At 41.3% G+C, this 20,966-nt stretch carries 16 protein-coding genes, 1 tRNA gene and 1 rRNA gene; 9 read left to right on the plus strand and 9 right to left on the minus strand.

Annotated elements, in window-relative coordinates; genetic code table 11:
* Positions 1-426: 426 nt before the first annotated feature.
* The 4 genes from rsmG to asnC form a co-directional block, all read right to left on the minus strand.
* Entirely contained in the window at positions 427-1,047 is a 621-nt protein-coding gene (gene rsmG, locus ACE2AL_RS00195; RefSeq protein WP_206085519.1) for a 16S rRNA (guanine(527)-N(7))-methyltransferase RsmG, read from the minus strand.
* A gap of 1 nt (position 1,048) precedes the next feature.
* Entirely contained in the window at positions 1,049-2,938 is a 1,890-nt protein-coding gene (gene mnmG, locus ACE2AL_RS00200; RefSeq protein ID WP_206085517.1) for a tRNA uridine-5-carboxymethylaminomethyl(34) synthesis enzyme MnmG, read from the minus strand.
* A 376-nt stretch (positions 2,939-3,314) separates the two neighbouring features.
* On the minus strand, positions 3,315-3,755 hold the full coding sequence (gene mioC / locus ACE2AL_RS00205) for an FMN-binding protein MioC (protein ID WP_206085515.1): 441 nt from the start codon (positions 3,753-3,755) through the stop codon (positions 3,315-3,317).
* A 92-nt stretch (positions 3,756-3,847) separates the two neighbouring features.
* A complete protein-coding gene (gene asnC / locus ACE2AL_RS00210) occupies positions 3,848-4,309 on the minus strand; it encodes a transcriptional regulator AsnC (RefSeq protein ID WP_206085513.1) in 462 nt (153 codons plus the stop codon).
* Between the two features lie 162 nt (positions 4,310-4,471).
* On the opposite strand from asnC, the gene asnA reads away from it, so the two are divergent.
* Positions 4,472-5,464 carry an aspartate--ammonia ligase gene (gene asnA, locus ACE2AL_RS00215; protein WP_206085511.1) on the plus strand — a complete coding sequence of 331 codons (993 nt, stop codon included), beginning with the start codon at positions 4,472-4,474 and terminating at the stop codon, positions 5,462-5,464.
* Here the strand turns inward: asnA and viaA are convergent, their stop codons facing one another.
* The 3 genes from viaA to ACE2AL_RS00230 all read right to left on the minus strand — a co-directional run bounded on the left by viaA (position 5,465) and on the right by ACE2AL_RS00230 (position 10,076).
* Complete coding sequence (gene viaA, locus ACE2AL_RS00220; RefSeq protein WP_272681597.1) at positions 5,465-6,922, minus strand: ATPase RavA stimulator ViaA; 1,458 nt, start codon at positions 6,920-6,922, stop codon at positions 5,465-5,467.
* A gap of 2 nt (positions 6,923-6,924) precedes the next feature.
* Positions 6,925-8,442: an ATPase RavA gene (gene ravA, locus ACE2AL_RS00225; RefSeq protein WP_272681598.1), complete on the minus strand. Its 1,518-nt coding sequence runs from the start codon at positions 8,440-8,442 to the stop codon at positions 6,925-6,927.
* Between the two features lie 239 nt (positions 8,443-8,681).
* Positions 8,682-10,076: an NAD-dependent succinate-semialdehyde dehydrogenase gene (locus tag ACE2AL_RS00230; RefSeq protein ID WP_206085498.1), complete on the minus strand. Its 1,395-nt coding sequence runs from the start codon at positions 10,074-10,076 to the stop codon at positions 8,682-8,684.
* A 352-nt stretch (positions 10,077-10,428) separates the two neighbouring features.
* On the opposite strand from ACE2AL_RS00230, the gene rbsD reads away from it, so the two are divergent.
* The 6 genes from rbsD to rbsR all read left to right on the plus strand — a co-directional run bounded on the left by rbsD (position 10,429) and on the right by rbsR (position 16,262).
* Positions 10,429-10,848, plus strand: a complete 420-nt coding sequence (gene rbsD / locus ACE2AL_RS00235; RefSeq protein ID WP_206085496.1) for a D-ribose pyranase — start codon at positions 10,429-10,431, stop codon at positions 10,846-10,848.
* A gap of 7 nt (positions 10,849-10,855) precedes the next feature.
* Positions 10,856-12,370 (plus strand): ribose ABC transporter ATP-binding protein RbsA, encoded by a 1,515-nt coding sequence (rbsA, locus tag ACE2AL_RS00240; RefSeq protein ID WP_206085487.1) that lies wholly within the window; start codon positions 10,856-10,858, stop codon positions 12,368-12,370.
* Entirely contained in the window at positions 12,367-13,329 is a 963-nt protein-coding gene (gene rbsC / locus ACE2AL_RS00245; RefSeq protein ID WP_047756542.1) for a ribose ABC transporter permease, read from the plus strand. Before rbsA ends, rbsC begins: the two co-directional genes overlap by 4 nt.
* An 18-nt stretch (positions 13,330-13,347) precedes the next feature.
* Positions 13,348-14,238 (plus strand): ribose ABC transporter substrate-binding protein RbsB, encoded by an 891-nt coding sequence (gene rbsB, locus ACE2AL_RS00250; protein WP_206085485.1) that lies wholly within the window; start codon positions 13,348-13,350, stop codon positions 14,236-14,238.
* Between the two features lie 83 nt (positions 14,239-14,321).
* Positions 14,322-15,245: a ribokinase gene (gene rbsK, locus ACE2AL_RS00255; protein WP_206085484.1), complete on the plus strand. Its 924-nt coding sequence runs from the start codon at positions 14,322-14,324 to the stop codon at positions 15,243-15,245.
* Between the two features lie 9 nt (positions 15,246-15,254).
* The gene (rbsR, locus tag ACE2AL_RS00260; RefSeq protein ID WP_371007462.1) at positions 15,255-16,262 is read left to right on the plus strand and encodes a ribose operon transcriptional repressor RbsR; all 1,008 of its coding nucleotides are present in this window, start codon (positions 15,255-15,257) and stop codon (positions 16,260-16,262) included.
* Here rbsR and mdtD read toward each other — a convergent pair.
* Entirely contained in the window at positions 16,243-17,655 is a 1,413-nt protein-coding gene (gene mdtD / locus ACE2AL_RS00265) for a multidrug transporter subunit MdtD (protein WP_375083816.1), read from the minus strand. The two genes, rbsR and mdtD, sit on opposite strands and share 20 nt — an antisense overlap.
* Before the next feature lie 52 nt (positions 17,656-17,707).
* Entirely contained in the window at positions 17,708-18,400 is a 693-nt protein-coding gene (locus ACE2AL_RS00270) for a FadR/GntR family transcriptional regulator (protein ID WP_375083817.1), read from the minus strand.
* A 533-nt stretch (positions 18,401-18,933) separates the two neighbouring features.
* Between ACE2AL_RS00270 and ACE2AL_RS00275 the strand changes: the two genes are divergently transcribed.
* Positions 18,934-20,473, plus strand: a 16S ribosomal RNA gene (locus tag ACE2AL_RS00275).
* Positions 20,474-20,605: 132 nt separating this feature from the next.
* Positions 20,606-20,681: transfer RNA gene (locus tag ACE2AL_RS00280), tRNA-Glu, on the plus strand.
* The last annotated feature ends 285 nt before the right edge of the window (positions 20,682-20,966 follow it).

Raw genomic sequence — 20,966 nt, forward strand, 5'->3', positions numbered from 1 at the left:
GCAGAATTGTCGCTATAATAATTAATAAATAGTTAATGAATTGCTACATTCATTCACTTAATTGTGACATTAATCACATTTAGCTTTATTCGCTTTATTTATTCCTTCAACTTTCTTCACAAAAAAAATTAGATTTAATCTGTAAATCAAATAATTAAGAAATACATTTTTTAAGCTAAATAACGAATCTATAAATCAAATATTTCACTGTTAACTATTTTATTAGCTAAATCGATTAAGTTAAAATAGGCATTTACATTCACTTTTTCCATTCAACGTATTATTTTTGAAACTTATTCGTTATTGCCGTGTAAATAATGCGTAAAATCTGAGTTTTTGTTATTTGCTCAAAACGAAAAATAGCCGTCCGTTTTTCAACATTCGGCTATCGCTCTAAAAGATAAAATAATTTGATAGAAAGCAACTTTATTTCATCGAAATTTTAACTAAATGGCGTTGTTCATCAAGTTCTGGCACTTGAAGTTCAGTGATAGACTCAATAGCAAACCCTTCTGGCAGAACCATTTCATCATCACGAATGATACCTTTAAGTGCGTAAAAACGTCCATCCGATGACGGTAAATGGTGGCACCAGCTTAGCATATCGTTCAGTGATGCAAATGCGCGGCTAATGACACCATCAAAACCATTTCCAACAGGGTACTCTTCAACTCGCGATTGAACAGGTTCAATGTTAGTTAGTCCTAACTCATGTTGAACCTGTTTTAAAAAGCGTACACGCTTCCCTAAACTGTCCAATAAAACAAAATGGGCGTCAGGTCGAACAATAGCCAAAGGAACGCCTGGTAAGCCAGGGCCCGTTCCAACATCAATAAACCGTTGCCCGTTGAGTTGACCGTTCACCACTATGCTATCCATGATATGACGAATTAACATTTGTTGTGGGTCACGCACAGAGGTCAAGTTATAGGCTTTATTCCATTTAACTAATAACCCAACGTAATTAACTAACTGCTGTTTTTGCTTTTCCGTTAAATCGATATCTGTTTTTGCAAGCAATTGATTGAGTTTTGATAATAAATCCATGTTAAGCGCTCCGGCGTAGCATGCCTTGCTTTTTCAACCATACAAGCAAAATAGAGATTGCTGCAGGGGTGATCCCCGAAATACGCGAAGCTTGGCCGATCGATGTTGGTTTGTGATCGTTCAGCTTTGCCATAACTTCGTTAGATAAGCCTTTCACTTGTTTGTAATCAAGATCAACAGGTAACAAAGTGTTTTCATTGCGCAGCTGTCTTTCGATCTCTTCTTTCTGACGCGCAATATAACCTTCGTATTTAACTTGAATCTCAACTTGATCAGCGGCTTGTGGATCATCAATTGCAGGCGCAAATAAGTTTAGCGTAGTTAGCATTTGATAAGTCATTTCAGGACGACGTAATAAATCTTCACCGTTAGCTTCTTTGGATAAAGGAACGGTTAAGATGCCATCAATCTCTGTATGGTTATCCGATTTAGGATGAACCCAAATGTCTTTCAAACGTTGACGTTCTTTTTCAATCAGTTCAACTTTGTTGTTGAAATGAGCCCAACGAATATCATCGACTAAGCCTAACTCGCGGCCTTTTTCTGTTAAACGTAAATCTGCGTTATCTTCACGTAACATCAAACGATATTCTGCACGTGAGGTAAACATACGATATGGTTCTTTAGTGCCGAGTGTGCAAAGATCGTCAACCAGAACCCCCATATATGCTTGGTCACGGCGTGGGAACCAGCCTTCTAAGCCAAAGGCATGTTGTGCAGCATTTAAGCCTGCAAGTAACCCTTGTGCACCCGCTTCTTCATAACCTGTAGTCCCATTAATTTGACCAGCGAAGAACAAGCCATTAATAAATTTGCTTTCCAGAGTTTGTTTGAGATCGCGTGGGTCAAAGAAATCATACTCTATTGCATAACCAGGACGAATGATCCTTGCATTTTCCATCCCTTTCATAGAGTGCACGATCTGCATTTGCACATCAAAAGGCAAGCTGGTGGAAATCCCGTTCGGATAGATTTCGTTACTGGTTAAACCTTCTGGCTCTAAGAAAATTTGGTGTGAGTCTTTGTCTGCAAAGCGCATGACTTTGTCTTCGATCGATGGGCAATAGCGAGGGCCGATCCCTTCGATGATCCCTGCATACATTGGGCTACGATCAAGGTTATTTCTGATCACATCATGCGTTTTTTCATTGGTATAAGTGATATGGCAAGGCATCTGTTGTGGATGTTGATCTTGCGAACCTAAGAATGAAAATACGGGCATTGGGTCGTCACCTAGCTGTTGAGCTAACTGACTGAAATCAATAGTTCTTGCATCAATACGCGGTGGTGTTCCCGTTTTTAAACGGTTAACACGTAATGGTAATTCCCTTAAACGCTGAGAAAGGGAAATTGATGGTGGATCACCTGCACGACCACCGCTGTAGTTTTCTAACCCAATATGAATTTTTCCATCCAGGAAAGTCCCAACAGTTAGGACGACTGCTTTGGCTTTAAATTTTAAGCCCATGCGAGTAACCGCTCCTGTGACTTGATTGTTTTCAACAATCAAATCTTCAACAGGTTGTTGGAAAATCATTAGATTAGGTTGGTTTTCTAAAGCTGTTCTAACCGCTTGGCGGTAGAGAACGCGGTCCGCTTGTGCTCGAGTAGCTCGAACAGCAGGGCCTTTGCTGGCATTTAATGTTCTAAATTGAATGCCAGCTTTGTCAGTTGCTGTGGCCATTAAACCACCAAGAGCATCAATTTCTCTGACCAGATGCCCCTTACCGATCCCACCGATGGCTGGGTTGCAAGACATCTGGCCCAATGTATCAATATTGTGAGTCAGTAATAGGGTTTGACGCCCCATACGTGCAGCTGCCATTGCTGCTTCAGTACCGGCATGACCACCACCAATTACGATGACGTCAAATTGCTCTGGATAAAACATGTGTGAACCTTAAACGTTAGAAAATGCTGACTGTGCATTTGAGGAGAGAATTCTACTCAAGTTTGAGGAAGAGACCAAGCTTAGGTTTCTCCCCTATATAATATTAAGATCTTTTTATTTAAAGATCTCTTTATTAGATCTTTTATTAGGATCATCGGTTTCTGTGGATAAGTGGATTTTCACTTTAAAGATCATAAAAATGTAAAGGATCATATACTGTGAATGATCCGTGATCCAATTGCGTATAAGCTGGGATCAAAATGGGTACTTATGCACAGGCCTTGGTGGCCCTAAAACTTATACTCTGGATAACTACGGGTTAATAAAGGGATCTACCCTGAGTTATCCACAGCTGACTGATGCTATTTTGACCAAATTATAGTTCGTTTGCCCAAATTTTAACCCATTCCCCTGCGGGATCTTCTGGGATTTCGTGTTTTTGGATGTCTATTTCAAAACATTCACCGATCCGTTTAGCCCCTTTTTCGCTTAATAGGGTATCTAGTTTGTGGATCGCACCACAAAAAGTGTCATATTCCGAGCTACCGATCCCAACAGCACCAAACATCACTTGGCTGAGATCTGGTGAGCTTTCTTCTATAGCATCAAAGAACGGTTGAATACTTTCAGGTAGATCACCTGCTCCGTGAGTCGAACTCACCACCAGCCAAATGCCTTCAAGTGTTAAATCATCAAGCTCTGGGCCATGTTGAATATCTGTTTCATAACCAAGTTCTTCTAAAATCTCAGCCATGTGCTCAGCAACATACTCTGCACTGCCCATTGTACTGCCACTTATTAAGGTTACTTTTGTCATGGTGATTCTCTTTCACAATAATAGGGCGCTATTGTACGCTGTGAATGAGCTGGGATCTACCTGTGGATAATGTGGTTATATCATTTTTTTTTCTAAGGGTTGATTGTACGTAAGATCGGGTTCTGTAAGGAGATCAGGGTTTCCGTAGATTGAATCTCATCAATTGTTTGAATTTTGTTGATAAGTACGTCTTGCAGGGCATCAATTGATTTGCACATGACCTTAATAAAAATGCTGTATTGACCAGTTGTGTAATACACCTCGACCACTTCTTCTAAGGCATCCAATTTTTTTAATGCTGTTGGGTAATCCTTTGCACTTTTTAAAATAATGCCAATAAAGCAGCAGACATCAAAACCTAACTGTTTTGGGTTTATATCAATACGGGTGCCTTTAATGATCCCTGCTTGCTTCATTTTTTCGACACGGACATGAATTGTCCCTGGGCTTACTGCAAATTTTTTGGCTAATTCTGCATAAGGTGTACGTGCATTTCTCATTAATTCGTGAAGTATGTCACGATCGAGATTATCGATTTGATAATTTTCTGGCATTATTTTACCTCTATTTTAACGATTATTCATTTTTATACCTATTTTTTTAATTAAAATAAATAGGAAAGGCTTTTTTTAATGATGGATATTGAATTTATACCTCATTTTGTTGCTTAATCTATACATCAGCTAATACAGCAAACAAATTATGGGTAATAAATTATGGACAAGTCATTCATTGAACATCAGCAACAAATTAGTTTTGTAAAATCCTATTTCTCACGTTTACTTGAAAAAGAACTCGGTCTAATTGAAGTTCAAGGGCCTATCCTGAGTCGTCTTGGTGATGGTACACAAGATAACTTATCAGGCAGTGAAAAAGCGGTTCAAGTAAAAGTGAAATCAATCCCAGGTGCGACCTTTGAAGTGGTGCACTCATTGGCTAAATGGAAACGTAAAACGTTAGGTCGTTTTGGTTTCAGTGAAGGCCAAGGACTCTATACGCATATGAAAGCGTTACGTCCGGACGAAGATCGCTTAACCCCAATCCACTCCGTCTATGTCGATCAGTGGGATTGGGAAAAAGTGATGGCAGATGAGGAGCGTACACTTCCTTATCTGAAACAGACAGTGGGTAAAATCTATAAGGCAATAAAAGAAACAGAAGCTGCCGTAAGTAAAGAGTTTGGACTGGCACCGTTCCTGCCAGACCAAATTCACTTTATCCACAGTGAAGAGCTGTTACAACGCTACCCTGACCTTGATGCTAAAGGCCGTGAGCGAGCAATCGCGAAGGAACTTGGTGCTGTTTTCCTTATTGGTATCGGTGGTAAGTTATCCAGTGGTGAATCTCACGATGTACGTGCTCCAGACTATGACGACTGGACAACAGAAAACGAAGACGGTTTTTGTGGTTTAAACGGGGACATCCTTGTGTGGAACCCTGTATTACAAGACGCATTTGAGCTGTCTTCCATGGGGATCCGTGTTAGCCCTGAATGCTTAACGCGTCAATTAAGCCTGACACAAGATGAAAAACGGATGGAACTAGAATGGCACCAAGCACTAGTAAAAGGTGAAATGCCACAAACTATTGGTGGTGGTATTGGCCAATCCCGTTTAGTGATGCTACTTCTGCAACGCCAGCACATTGGCCAAGTTCAATGTGGTGTTTGGGCGCCAGACATGCAAGAATCTGTTGAAGGTATGCTGTAATTAGCGACTAAAGCGGCGTAAAAGCCTGCTTTTTAACCCGGTGTCAAAGCGCCAAATATGGTCGAAGATTTTCATGATGCCGGGTTTCCCATAGTTTGACACAGATACCGCATGGAAGCGGTATTTCCCTTTCTTCTGCATGGTTTTTATTTTTTGAATGAGTTCATCGGGCAAACGTTGAGCTACAAAATCAGAAATGACCACAGCATCAGCATCCATCCATTGCTTAGACTCTAGTTTAACGGTTGTCTCTTGCAAACATGCTGCAAGGTCTGTTCCGCCTTTAAATGTTTGATGTAAAAACCGAATGCATTGTTCCAGCCCATCTGCAGATAATAAATCGTAATGCACAATATCCGTAGAAAACAGCATCACATGGCACGCGCGGTTATCGGCTAACGCAATTTTCATTAGCGCAAGGCAAAATGCCTTTGCACAACGCTCATTTAACCCGCCCATTGAGCCTGATGTATCAATACACACCACAAATGGTCCTCTAGGTTGCTCTTCATCATGGTGATGTGTAATAGGGCGTAGTACTTTTCTTTCTTGCCAGCTATCCCCTTGCAATCGATAAGTTAATAGCTGCTTTTCCAGTAATTTTCGATAAAACTCAAATTCAATTTCTTCGATACCCAACATCGCAAGTTCAGCGGGTAATAAACGCAAAATATCATCGCTTTGGTTTAAGCCATTAACTTGTTCAGGCACTGTCTCTGGTACTTTCTCCATGATGGTCATCGGTTCTAAAACCACGCTATCATCAGGAATAGCTTGCGCTGTTTGGCTGCGCCCTAATAATTGAGCTATTTTTTCGAGTTCAGGCTGCTGACGTAAAAATTCACTGTAGCGATTTAACAACTGGTCATTATAAGTAGAGGTCATATTCACCCCTTTGCTTAAATCCCACAAACGTCCTGCTGCCCGCTCATTTTCACCCAAAATATCTTCTAAATTTCCACTCAAGGCTAACCTGCGTTGCAATTCCGCCAGTAATTGCTCTTTTTCTTGCTCTAATAACTCTTTATGCAGGGTGGTGACTTGTAAAATTAAGCTGACTCGCCACTTTTGTACAAACAAAGCTTGCCTTGCACTGCGATTTTCAATTTTACCACTTTGTAATTGATTTGCTTCTCGGTAAAACGGCGAGTCGATTTGGTTAAGCCTTTCTATTACAGAAGGAAGCCGCGTAAAAAAAGCATCCGTTGAGATACCAAGGGATTGTCGATACAACTCAAACTCTTCAGAAAGTTGCGCGGGAACTAACGCATCTTGTAAGCGCTGTTTCAGGTCTGTTTTCCAACTGGATAAGTCTTTTAACAATGCTTTTTTTAAACGAGGGTGTTTTTCAAAAAATACCGCTAATTGCGGTGTAGCAAGGAGCGAGATAATAATCTCTTCAATTAGTTGGCTTTCATTAACCGAAAGCAGCATCTCCAGAGTGGCTAAACTCATCATAATTATTCAGCCACTTTCCCTGTGATCTGATTACGTAATTGCGTTAATTTTTCTGAAAGTTGTAGAAAACTTTGCTCAATATCTGCCAACCAATGGGGTTCAATAAAAAGATTGGGTTGCTGCTTTTCAAATTGATAGCGAGCGCCTTGAATATCAGATTGAATGTTATCCAGCTTATCTAACCATTCTTGGTTATTTGATGTGGAGGTTTGTGTCACTGTTTTATCTTGGATATATAATGTTGATGATTGATGGCTTATATCTAATAACTGTATCTGATTTAAATTATTCACTTCAGCGGCAATTTCTTGTGCAAAACCAATACCGTTTAAATGTGCGGATAACGTCGTACCTTTATTTAAAAATAAAGTGAGTGCTTTTTTGTCTGTGGTAACAAATGTCACTTTCATATTATGCAATTGCAATGGACGATGTAAAAACAGCGTGATCCGTCCTTCCTGAACATACTCAGGCAGCACATATGAGGCCTTGCGGGCAAACATCGCATTGTTTTTATTCACTTTAAAGGCATCTTGACTGTTTTGATCTTGCGTAGATGACATCCACTGTTGGTAAATTTGCTCAATTTCACGGGTGAATTTACGCTGCTGCCAACCCTCTTCTTGTAAAAGTGATTGAATTAACTGTGGTAATGCATTCATAGATTGCATATCGTGCCACAGGCAATCTTTTAAAAGCACAATATCAAGGGGAGAAACACTGCTACGGCCATTAAAAAATGCACTTGCTTGTAATAAATAAATGGCTTTTTTCCAACGTCTATCCGAGACATAAACTTGCTTGTCAGTGGCGTCCAATTGCTGGCGCAGCTGGTAGACCAGCTCAAAACAGTGATCGGGCAGCGTAATTTTAGGGATTTCTTGTTGCCACTGTTGGTATTCTTCATCACTGATTTTTAAATGTTCAGGGATTTGAGATTCTTCTAATGATGATTTTCCTGTTAATAATGCCCGAAAGTTTTGTTTTTCCTGTACTTTATCAAGCCAGATACGCACTAACATGCGGTCAAAAAGGGCTTCTAAACTATTATCTGCATCAGGCAATTCGTTCGAAGCCGTGACGAGCAAACGCATGGGGATAGCTTTTTCTTCATCACCATTACGGAATTTACGTTCATTGATAGCCGTTAATAGCGTATTAAGAATAGCTGGACCAGCTTTCCAGATTTCATCCAAGAAAACCACTTCAGCATCAGGTAAATAACCTTTGGTTAGGCGTTCATAGCGCCCTTCGTCTTTTAAAGCTTGAATAGATAACGGCCCAAAAATTTCTTCAGGCGTCGAAAAGCGCGTCATTAAATACTCAAATGCATGGGCATGACGGAAGGCATATTTCATTCTTCGTGCAATTAAGCTTTTAGCAATCCCTGGAGGGCCTAATAGAAATACGCTTTCACCACTGAGTGTGGCTAATAAGCACAAACGAATAGCTTGCTGGCGTTCATATAAACCACTTTCAAGGTAATTGCTTAATTGAGCTATTCGTTCAGATAATTGCATCGATATTCCTTTTCATTGAATAACAAATTCAATAATGTTTAAGTTACGCTTAATTCTTAGGTTATCTGCCCTTTTATAAACAGCGCAATCAATTTTGTCATTTTTCTTTTGTGTTATTTGATTTAAATCGTGTGTAGCAGTATTAAGGCGAGAAAATCTGAGTAGGAATAAGGCTGATTTGAATAGGCTAGGGCTCATGTCTATAAAAAACATGAGCCCTAACTGAAGATTAAAAATGATTAATAAGGTGCATCTGGCGTGGTAACCCGAATTAATTTTTCATTCACAAACTCACGAATTCCCGCAAGTGATTGTTCTCGACCATAACCAGAAAGCTTAGTTCCACCGAAGGGGAGTTCCGGGGCAATTCCTGTCGGATGATTGATATAAACCATCCCTGAAACTATTTGGCGAGCCACTTTTATCGCTTCAGCTTCATTTTTACCAAAGACAGTTCCACCTAAACCAAATTCAGTCGCGTTAGCTAATTGAATGGCTTCATCTATATTTTTTACAGCATAAATACAAAGAACTGGGCCAAATATTTCTTCATAATACGCTTTCATATTCGGTTTTATATCTGTCAGTATTGTGGGTTGCATAAATGCCCCTTCACGATCTAATCGCTTACCTCCAAATACCAGTGTTGCTCCCTCTTTTACGGCTACTTCAACTTGATGAACAACTTCATTCACCGCTTTTTCACTACTTAATGGAGCAAGTTGCGTGGCTGGGTCCATTGGATCACCCACAATAATTTTTTCATAGATTGCTTTTGCTTTTGCGATAAATTCTTTCGCAACGTTTTCTAATACAATAATACGTTTTGGTGAAACACAAACCTGCCCTGCATTCCATAGACGGCCAGCAGTCGCTGATGCAACCGCGCTATCAATATCTGCATCAGCTAGCACAATAAAAGCATCACTTCCTCCTAGCTCAAGGGTTGATTTTTTTATTGCTTTACTGGCTTCAGAGGCAAAATTGGAACCTGCAGGTTTACTACCTGTTAAAGATACGGCTTTGACTCGTTCATCTGAAACAAGAGCAGAAACTTTTGAGCCAGGAATGAATAAATTGTTGTAAACCCCATCCGGTAGTCCTGCTTCAATAAATATTTTTTCCATCATTTCAGCACATTGAGGAATATTTGAAGCATGTTTTAAAACAATGGTATTTCCTGCCATTAAATTAGCGGCAGCTGTTCGAGTTATTTGATAAAACGGGAAATTCCATGGTTGAACCGTCAGGAGTACTCCGATTGGTTCATAAGTTAAGAAGGCTTTTCCGTGTTTAACATCAATTTCTTTATCCGCTAATAAACGGCTTCCTTCATTTGCATAGTAGTCAAAAATATTTGCGCATAATTCAACTTCGCTTATTGACTCACTTAATAGCTTTCCCATTTCTGTTGTACATATTTTTCCGAGAAGTTCTTTTTTATCTCGCATAACTTTTGCTATGTTATGTAAAATTGCCGCTCGCTCTGTAAATGAGGTTTTTTTCCAAGTCAGGTAGGCGGTATCTGCTTTGGTGAGAATTGTATCGACTTGCTCCGCACTCATTTCTTCATAAATCTTTTCTACTTTGTTTGTTGCTGGATTAACTGATTTTATTGACGATGTCATATTCATTTTTTATTCCTTGTTGCAACTATTAAAGATAAATAATTCAACTTATCTTAAATTACAGTTGATATACCAACATAAATTAGGGGGAAAATGAAATTCAATGGCATTTATTATCAATAATTGTGTTTAAGGGTTTTTGATTGTTTGTGAATGTTTTTTTGTGTGTTTATTTATGAATCAATAGAAACGATTCAGCTATAAACTATTCAATTAGTTATCCTTTTTTATTTCTTTAACGCCAACGAAACGTTTCGATACCGATCACAAATATCAATCATCAATATTGAGTTGTGACTCATCTAAACTATGATTAGGTGAGCGAAACGTTTCGCTTATCAGGAATGGCGGTGAAAAAATGAAAAAAGGTGTTCTGCTTAATGCCAATATTACCTCAGTGATTGCTAAATTAGGTCATACAGATCAAATCACACTGGCAGATGCAGGTTTGCCCATTTCAACAGGGCCTGAGCGGATTGATTTAGCAATAACGCAAGGATTACCCGATTTCATGGCTGTTTTGCGGGTCGTTACGCAAGAAATGCAGGTAGAAAAAGCCATTATTGCTGAAGAAATTAGCGCGATGAATCCCACCATGGAAACGGCAATTTTAACGCATTTGAATGACCTACAAACTGTGCAAGGCAATCAAATCGAAATTATCTATTGTAGTCATGAGCGCTTTAAACAGCTGACGCATGACAGCAAAGCGGTCATTAGAACAGGGGAATGTTCGCCATTTGCTAATATAATCCTTTGTTCTGGTGTGACTTTCTGAGGTGACTATGCAACCTTTATTAGAACTTATCGGTATCGATAAATCATTTCCAGGTGTGAAAGCGCTCAGTGGTGCGACATTAAATGTCTATCCTGGAAAAGTCATGGCGCTGGTGGGGGAAAATGGGGCTGGCAAATCAACCATGATGAAAGTGCTTACGGGGATCTATCAAAAAGACGCAGGTAAAATTCGCTTTCTTGGCAAAGAAGTGGCGTTTAATGGGCCTAAAAGTTCCCAAGAAGCGGGTATTGGTATTATTCACCAAGAATTAAACCTGATCCCTGAGCTGACTATTGCAGAAAACATTTTCCTTGGACGCGAGTTTGTCAGTGCGTTTGGCAAAATAGACTGGAAAAAAATGTTCAGTGAATCGGACAAACTGCTAAAACGTCTTAACCTTGATTATGATAGCCACCAAACCATTGCAGAGCTTTCTATTGGTGAGCAACAAATGGTGGAAATTGCCAAGGTTCTCAGCTTTCAATCCCAAGTGATCATCATGGATGAGCCGACAGATGCGCTCACTGATACGGAAACTGAATCATTATTTCGCGTTATTGAAGACTTAAAAGCACAAGGCTGCGGTATTGTTTATATCTCTCACCGTTTAAAAGAAATTTTTGAAATTTGCGATGATGTGACTGTTTTTCGCGATGGCCAGTTTATTGGCGAAAAACCCGTTAGCGAATTAGAAGAAGAAAAACTGATTGAAATGATGGTGGGAAGAAAACTTGAAGACCAATACCCACGCGTAGATGTTCAAGCAGGCGATACTCGTTTACAGCTCGAAAGTGTTTCAGGCCCTGGAGTAACAAGCGCCAGTTTTATTTTGAAAAGTGGTGAAATTTTAGGCGTTTCAGGCTTGATGGGAGCAGGTCGTACAGAATTAATGAAAATCATCTATGGCGCCGCACCAAAGAAAGCAGGCACTATCAGCCTTGATGGTAAACCTATCACGTTAAAAACCCCGCAAGATGGCCTTAATAATGGCATTGTTTATATTTCTGAAGACCGTAAACGGGACGGTTTAGTCCTAGGCATGTCAGTTAAGGAAAATATGTCATTAACGGCATTACGATATTTCAGCCGTGCAGGTGGAAGCCTGAAACATGGTGAAGAGCAACAAACGGTCAGTGATTTCATTAGGTTATTCAATATAAAAACCCCATCAATGGACCAAATCATTGGCAACCTTTCTGGCGGAAATCAACAAAAAGTGGCTATCGCCCGAGGATTGATGACTAGACCAAAGGTGTTGATCCTTGATGAACCAACGCGTGGTGTTGATGTGGGGGCAAAAAAAGAAATTTATCAGCTAATTAACCAATTTAAGAAAGAAGGGCTGAGCATCATTTTAGTGTCTTCAGAAATGCCTGAAGTGATTGGAATGAGTGACCGCATATTGGTGATGCACGAAGGTCATATCAGCGGTGAGTTCACAGCCAAAGACGCGACTCAGGAAGCCTTAATGGCTGCCGCAGTGGGTAAAAATTACGGCTCAGTTCAGGAGTTATCAGTATGAGTTCAACAACTGCATCATCAAAACGCTGGTTCAGCAAAGCTTGGCTAATGGAGCAAAAATCGTTAATTGCGCTATTAGTCTTAATTGCTATCGTATCAACATTAAGCCCTAATTTTTTTACGGTGAATAACCTATTCAATATTTTGCAGCAAACGTCAGTGAACGCCATTATGGCGGTAGGCATGACGTTGGTTATCTTAACGTCAGGGATTGACCTGTCGGTGGGCTCATTACTTGCACTGACTGGCGCAGTCGCCGCATCAATGGTGGGCGCTGAAGTTAATGCTTTAGTTGCTGTTGCTGGCGCTCTAGCACTTGGCGCGGCTATTGGTGCATGCACTGGGGTCATTGTCGCGAAAGGGAAAGTTCAAGCCTTTATTGCAACATTAGTGATGATGCTTTTATTGCGCGGTGTTACTCGTGTGTATACCGATGGAAGCCCAATTAATACAGGTTTTAGTGATAATGCAGATTTATTTGGTTGGTTTGGTATTGGTCGTCCATTAGGTATTCCTACCCCAGTTTGGTTAATGATCATTGTTTTTGCTGCGGCATGGTACATGTTGCATCACACTCGATTAGGCCGTTATATCTATGCGCTAGGTGGCAATGAAGCAGCAACTCGCTTATCAGGCATTAACGTCGATCGCATCAAAATTATTGTGTATGCCTTATGTGGTTTACTGGCGGCACTGGCAAGTGTGATTGAAGTTGCACGTTTGTCATCGGCTCAACCCATGGCAGGTAATGGGTATGAATTGGATGCTATCGCAGCGGTTGTACTCGGTGGTACAAGCCTTGCAGGCGGAAAAGGGCGTATTGTCGGCACGTTGATTGGTGCATTGATCCTAGGTTTCTTAAACAATGGCTTAAACTTATTAGGTATTTCGTCTAACTATCAGATGATTGTCAAAGCGGTCGTCATCTTACTTGCGGTACTTGTTGATAATAAAAAATAACCCTACAGGAAAACGATTATGAAACTGAATAAATTAGCTACATTGTTATCAGCTGTTGCACTGAGTGCAACCGTTAGTGTTAATGCGATGGCAAAAGACAGTATTGCGTTAGTGATTTCAACATTGAACAACCCTTTCTTTGTCACGATGAAAGATAGTGCACAAAAAGAAGCGGACAGACTGGGCTATGAACTGATTGTCTTAGATTCACAAGATAATCCTGCCAAAGAATTGGCAAACGTTCAGGACTTAACGGTTCGTGGAACTAAATTGATGCTAATCAACCCAACAGATTCTGATGCAGTGGGTAACTCTATCTTAATGGCAAACAAAGCAAAAATCCCTGTCATTACCTTAGATAGAGCTGCGAATAAAGGTGAGGTAGTCAGTCACGTTGCTTCAGATAACCGTATGGGCGGTAAAATGGCGGCGGATTATATTGCACAAAAAACAGGTAGCGAAGCCAAAGTTATTCAACTAGAAGGAATTTCAGGTACTTCAGCCGCGCGTGAACGTGGTGAAGGCTTTAATACGGGTGCGAAAGAGCACAAATTTAATTTACTGGCGAGTCAGCCTGCGGACTTCGACAGAACCAAAGGCCTTAACGTCATGCAAAACCTGCTTACTGCACACCCAGCGGTTCAAGCCGTCTTTGCTCAAAATGACGAAATGGCACTGGGAGCATTAAGAGCACTGCAAACTGCGGGTCGTACTGATGTTTTAGTTGTAGGATTCGATGGCACGAATGATGGCATTAAAGCCGTAGAAGGCGGTAAATTAGGCGCAACAATCGCACAGCGTCCTGATCAAATTGGTATTGTCGGCGTGCAGATTGCCGATAAAGTCTTAAAAGGCGAAAAAGTTGAAGCAACTGTTCCTGTTGAATTGGAATTAGTGGTAAAACAATAAGATAAAGTAACCGCCGCGACAGCATTTGCGGCGGTTTATTGGTTTTGTGGTTATAAAGTCACAATAAAAAGGATATAAATGTTATGGGTACAGCAAAACTGGTAGTTCTAGGTAGTATTAATGCTGATCATATTTTGAATGTTAAGCAATTCCCACAGCCAGGTGAAACTGTTCGTGGCGACAGTTACCAAGTTGCCTTTGGTGGAAAAGGTGCAAACCAAGCTGTAGCTGCTGGTCGTAGTGGTGCTGACATAACCTTTATAGCCTGTGTGGGTGATGACGATATCGGTGCAAGTATAAAAAAACAGCTTCATCTCGATAATATTAAAACGGAATGCATTGATGCGATTAAAGAGGAAACGACAGGTGTTGCTCTGATTTATGTCAATCAACAAGGGGAAAACATCATTGGTATCAATGCGGGTGCCAATGCGCAACTAACAACGCAGAGACTTGCACAATATCAGCAAAAAATTATTGAGGCAGATGCCGTCTTAATGCAGCTTGAATCACCGATTGAAACTGTTCAGATGGCTGCTGAAATTGCAAAGAAAAACAATACTCAAGTCATTTTAAACCCAGCTCCAGCGCAATCATTACCAGACTCATTACTAACGCTGGTGGATATTATCACCCCGAATGAAACGGAAGCGGAACATTTAACGGGGATTGCCGTTAATGATGACCAAGGTGCCCAAGCAGCGGCAGAAGTATTACACCAAAAAGGGATCAGTAAAGTGATGATTACTTTAGGGGCTCGCGGGGTTTGGTATAGTGAAAAAGGCGTACAAGGTAAAATAATTGCGGGGTTTCGCGTAAAAGCAGTGGATACTATTGCGGCAGGTGATACATTCAATGGGGCATACGTTACCGCTTTACTAGAAGGTAAGGCTGATGAAGATGCTATTATTTTTGCCCATGCGGCGGCGGCGATAGCAGTAACGCGCCCAGGTGCTCAGCCTTCAGTTCCATGGCGCAAAGAAATTGACCAATTTTTAGCTCAATAGGATTAACTTGTGGCAACAATGAAAGATGTGGCACGCCTTGCGGGGGTGTCGACATCCACCGTCTCTCACGTTATCAATCAAAATCGCTACGTTAGTGAGAGTATTACTCTGCGCGTTAAAAATGCAATTGAAGAGCTAAATTACGCCCCTTCGGCATTGGCGAGAAGCTTAAAAATGAATCGCACGAATACAATTGGAATGTTGCTAACAACCAGTAACAACCCATTTTATGCGGAAGTGGTGCGAGGTGTAGAACGGAGTTGCTACGAGCGTGGTTATAGCTTGATTTTGTGCAACACAGAAGGTGACCTTCAACGGATGAATCATAGTTTAGAGACCCTATTACAAAAGCGGGTAGATGGGTTATTGATCATGTGTACTGAAGTTCAAGGGCCATCAAAAGAGGTACTGGCTCGTTATCCTGCGGTACCGACGGTAATGATGGACTGGTCGCCATTTGAATCTGGCGGTGATGTTATCCAAGATAACTCATTTTTAGGGGGCGAAATGGCTACTCGCTACTTAATTAATGCAGGGTTCACTCGTATTGCTTGCATTGCAGGGCCGCAAGATAAATCACCAGCAAGAGCCCGTCACCAAGGTTTTATTCAAGCTATGAATGACGCCGGCATTAAAATTGATGAAGATTATCTGATTTTCAGTGATTTTGAATTCGCTGGTGGTTTTGAGTCAATGAATGCATTACTTGAATTACCTATCCCACCTCAAGCTATTTTCGCGGGTAATGATGCCATGGCAGTTGGGGCTTATCAGGCAATATTCCAAAAGGGGATGAAAGTGCCTGATGATATTTCGATTGTCGGTTATGATGATATCGATCTTTCTTCTTATATGATCCCACCATTAACAACCATTCATCAACCAAAAGATGAGTTAGGGCAACAAGCTGTTAATCAACTGATTTATCGAATGGATAACCCAGAGGCAGAGACCAGTGTGTTAGTACTCACCCCTGAGCTTATCGAGCGCCAGTCTGTTAAGAAGGTGAATTCTTAGCTTTTTTGGTTTTTCCTTTAATTAAGTTATCACCATCGGTTTTACTTAATAATAAGAAGACAAAAGCGGAAACCAGTGTAACCACACCAATAGTAATAAAGGTATAGTGGAAATTATCCACGGTATTACTATTAGGTTGGCCATCATAGAAATTCAATATCGCGGCACTCACGGCAATGCCAAAACTAATGGATAGTTGTTGGGTGACGGCTAACATACTATTTCCTGCGCTTGCATTATTGTCTGTTAAATCTGCTAAGCAAATGGTATTCATCGCAGTAAACTGAACTGACATGACCATTCCTAATATGAATAATGGCACAACTAATAAATAAATAGACATACTCGGGGATTGCAATGAGAACTGGGCAATCATTAACCCAATAATTACAGTGATCACAAATAACGTATTACGGTATCCATATTTAGTGAGGATTTTTGTGACCCCTGATTTTGCTATTATTGAGCCAAAAGCCAATGGTGCCATCATCATTCCAGCGACAACCGCTTCATAACCAAATCCAACTTGTAGCATTAATGGCATTAAAAATGGAATACTGCCTGTACCTAGACGCGTAGCAATATTACCGCTGATACCAATCGAAAATGTTCGAGTTTTAAATAAATTTAATGGGATGATTGCATGCTTAATACGTCTTGCATGGAAAACATACAATAATAAGAAAAGAAAACCGCCAACAGTAATCGCTGCAGGAATAGATGCAGGTAGCGCTTTATCGCCAAATAAATCCAAGCTAACGGAAAGCATGACTAAACCAAAACCAAATAATAAAAATCCGAGCGTATCAAATTTTCGTTTTGGCATTTTAAAATCAGGCATGTGTTTTAGAGCATAAAAAATACCTAAAACACCAATAGGAATATTAATAATGAATATCCAATGCCATGTGGCATAAGTAACCAATATACCACCTAACAGTGGACCTAATATTGGTCCGACTAATCCTGGGATGGTCACAAAGTTTAATATCGGTAATAACTCACTACGTGGATACGCCCTTATTAATGCTAATCGAGCAACGGGCATCATCATTGCACCACCAATTCCTTGAATAACTCGGGAAGTCACTAAAAAATTCAATGATGGGGAAAGGGCGCAAAGTAAAGAACCGAAAGAAAATAATGAAACGGCTAAAATAAAGATACGGCGAGTACCAAACCGATCAGCAAACCATCCACTAATAGGAATTAGCAATGCAACCGTCAATGTATAGCTAACAACGGCAGATTGCATTGCAAGGGGTGAATGATGAAGGCTTTTCGCAATATCAGGTAAAGCCGTATTCAAAATAGTGGCATCAAGCGCCTGCATGAAAAAGGCCATTGCCGCAATCCATGGAAGGCCAGACATATTTTTGGCTGTTTTGAACATCGAGTACCTATCTAAAAAGTTAAAGCCCGCTGGGATAAGTTATCTTGTTAGGTTATTTTTCGTTCACTGTTAATAGCTTATAGCAAAAATCGAGAGCTTTGGCACTTTGACCTTGGATAATGGCATTCGCTAATTGCTGGTGGATATCAACTTCGATAACTTCATTGTCAGTAATGACATCAAAATAACGTTGATAAATAGAACGAAATAAATTAGCAAAAGAGATTAGAAAAGGGTTTGCACAGGCTTTATAAATTGTTAAATGAAAATAGTAATCCACTTTTACCCAACGTTCTCTATCGAACTCTTTTGCGAGTAACAACATTTCATTCGCTAAAAGCTGTAAAGATTGCTTCTGTTCGGGTGTTGCATGTATAGCTGCAAGATAACAAGCTTGGGGTTCAATTGCGAGGCGAACAATTTTGAAATGTTTAATCACAACGGATTGTTCTTCGCTATTTGCCCACCAAGTTAATAAATCTTGATCCAAAAAATTCCAATTTGATGAGGGCATAACACGAGTTCCTATTTTAGGACGTGCTAATACCATGCCTTTAGCAGCTAATATTTTGATGGCTTCTCTTATTGCAGTTCGGCTGGCTTGGTACTTTTCTGATAACTCTAATTCACTTGGTAAAATGGAATCGGGCAAATAGGCACTTGTTAAAATCTGTTGGCCCAGATTTTCTGCAATAATATAAGAACGATTTTTTTGCGAAGCCGTTTGTTGCTTACTTAATTCCATAATTCATCTCAAATCTTATTTCTTGGATATCTATATTACGTGAGTAAAGGACAAATTGCTGCTGAAATAGTCAATCATCGGGTGCAATTTAGCTTATAACTTCTTTTTTGGCTAAAAAAAACGCGAACGAAAAAAAAATGCAAAAAAGGGGTTGCCAGATTTTTCTGACTCCCTATAATGCGCATCCACTGACCGGGAACAAGACAACGCAAAGCGCGGTGAACACTGAAACGGCAGCGAGAGATTCTGAAAAGAAAAAGCAAAAAATTGCTTGACTCTCACGGAGGAAAACGTATTATACGCCTCCTCGCAGCAACGACCCAGAAGGTCAAATTTCACGACGAAATGCTGCAACGCTCTTTAACAATTTATCAGACAATCTGTGTGGGCACTCACAGGACACTATCAAAAAAATATTTGATTTTAAGTCTTGAAGAGTGACTAACACGTTAATTCATATATATGAACTAATAGGTAATATGTTTTCGTAAGAAGACATACGACAGTAAACATTCTTTGAGCATCAAGCTTTTTAATTGAAGAGTTTGATCATGGCTCAGATTGAACGCTGGCGGCAGGCCTAACACATGCAAGTCGAGCGGTAACAGGGGAAGCTTGCTTCCCGCTGACGAGCGGCGGACGGGTGAGTAATGTATGGGGATCTGCCCGATAGAGGGGGATAACTACTGGAAACGGTAGCTAATACCGCATAATCTCTAAGGAGCAAAGCAGGGGAACTTCGGTCCTTGCGCTATCGGATGAACCCATATGGGATTAGCTAGTAGGTGAGGTAATGGCTCACCTAGGCGACGATCCCTAGCTGGTCTGAGAGGATGATCAGCCACACTGGGACTGAGACACGGCCCAGACTCCTACGGGAGGCAGCAGTGGGGAATATTGCACAATGGGCGCAAGCCTGATGCAGCCATGCCGCGTGTATGAAGAAGGCCCTAGGGTTGTAAAGTACTTTCAGTCGGGAGGAAGGCGTTGATGCTAATATCATCAACGATTGACGTTACCGACAGAAGAAGCACCGGCTAACTCCGTGCCAGCAGCCGCGGTAATACGGAGGGTGCAAGCGTTAATCGGAATTACTGGGCGTAAAGCGCACGCAGGCGGTTGATTAAGTTAGATGTGAAATCCCCGGGCTTAACCTGGGAATGGCATCTAAGACTGGTCAGCTAGAGTCTTGTAGAGGGGGGTAGAATTCCATGTGTAGCGGTGAAATGCGTAGAGATGTGGAGGAATACCGGTGGCGAAGGCGGCCCCCTGGACAAAGACTGACGCTCAGGTGCGAAAGCGTGGGGAGCAAACAGGATTAGATACCCTGGTAGTCCACGCTGTAAACGATGTCGATTTGAAGGTTGTTCCCTTGAGGAGTGGCTTTCGGAGCTAACGCGTTAAATCGACCGCCTGGGGAGTACGGCCGCAAGGTTAAAACTCAAATGAATTGACGGGGGCCCGCACAAGCGGTGGAGCATGTGGTTTAATTCGATGCAACGCGAAGAACCTTACCTACTCTTGACATCCAGAGAATTTAGCAGAGATGCTTTGGTGCCTTCGGGAACTCTGAGACAGGTGCTGCATGGCTGTCGTCAGCTCGTGTTGTGAAATGTTGGGTTAAGTCCCGCAACGAGCGCAACCCTTATCCTTTGTTGCCAGCGATTCGGTCGGGAACTCAAAGGAGACTGCCGGTGATAAACCGGAGGAAGGTGGGGATGACGTCAAGTCATCATGGCCCTTACGAGTAGGGCTACACACGTGCTACAATGGCGTATACAAAGAGAAGCGACCTCGCGAGAGCAAGCGGAACTCATAAAGTACGTCGTAGTCCGGATTGGAGTCTGCAACTCGACTCCATGAAGTCGGAATCGCTAGTAATCGTAGATCAGAATGCTACGGTGAATACGTTCCCGGGCCTTGTACACACCGCCCGTCACACCATGGGAGTGGGTTGCAAAAGAAGTAGGTAGCTTAACCTTCGGGAGGGCGCTTACCACTTTGTGATTCATGACTGGGGTGAAGTCGTAACAAGGTAACCGTAGGGGAACCTGCGGTTGGATCACCTCCTTACCATTGAAGTGTTTTTGTGAAGTGCTCACACAGATTGTCTGATAGAAAGTAGAGCAATAGGCTATACGTGGGAGACTTATTCGCAAGAATAGGGCTTACATGAAAAGCGCAAAAAGTTTTTGTGATTTTCGTGTCCCCTTCGTCTAGAGGCCTAGGACACCGCCCTTTCACGGCGGTAACAGGGGTTCGAATCCCCTAGGGGACGCCAATTGCGCCGATATCGAGTGAAAGACGATGTCCCCAATAATGATTAAGCCAATTATGCAAATAGTTGGTTTAACAATTATGCTCTTTAACAATCTGGAACAAGCTGAAAATTGAAAACAACGCACATTGTTTATCGCTTAAACAATGTGAGAGTCTCTCAAAAATCTCAACTTGAATAGTGTATTTTGACCTATCGAGTCGACGAGCGAAATGAGTTCAAGGCAGCCCGCGCACAGCAAGCGCAGCGTACTTAAGGTACGTGAGCATTGCGCGCACGGACTAACGC

Origin of the sequence: Providencia xihuensis, from assembly GCF_041953405.1 — a bacterium.
Classification (GTDB): domain Bacteria; phylum Pseudomonadota; class Gammaproteobacteria; order Enterobacterales; family Enterobacteriaceae; genus Providencia; species Providencia vermicola.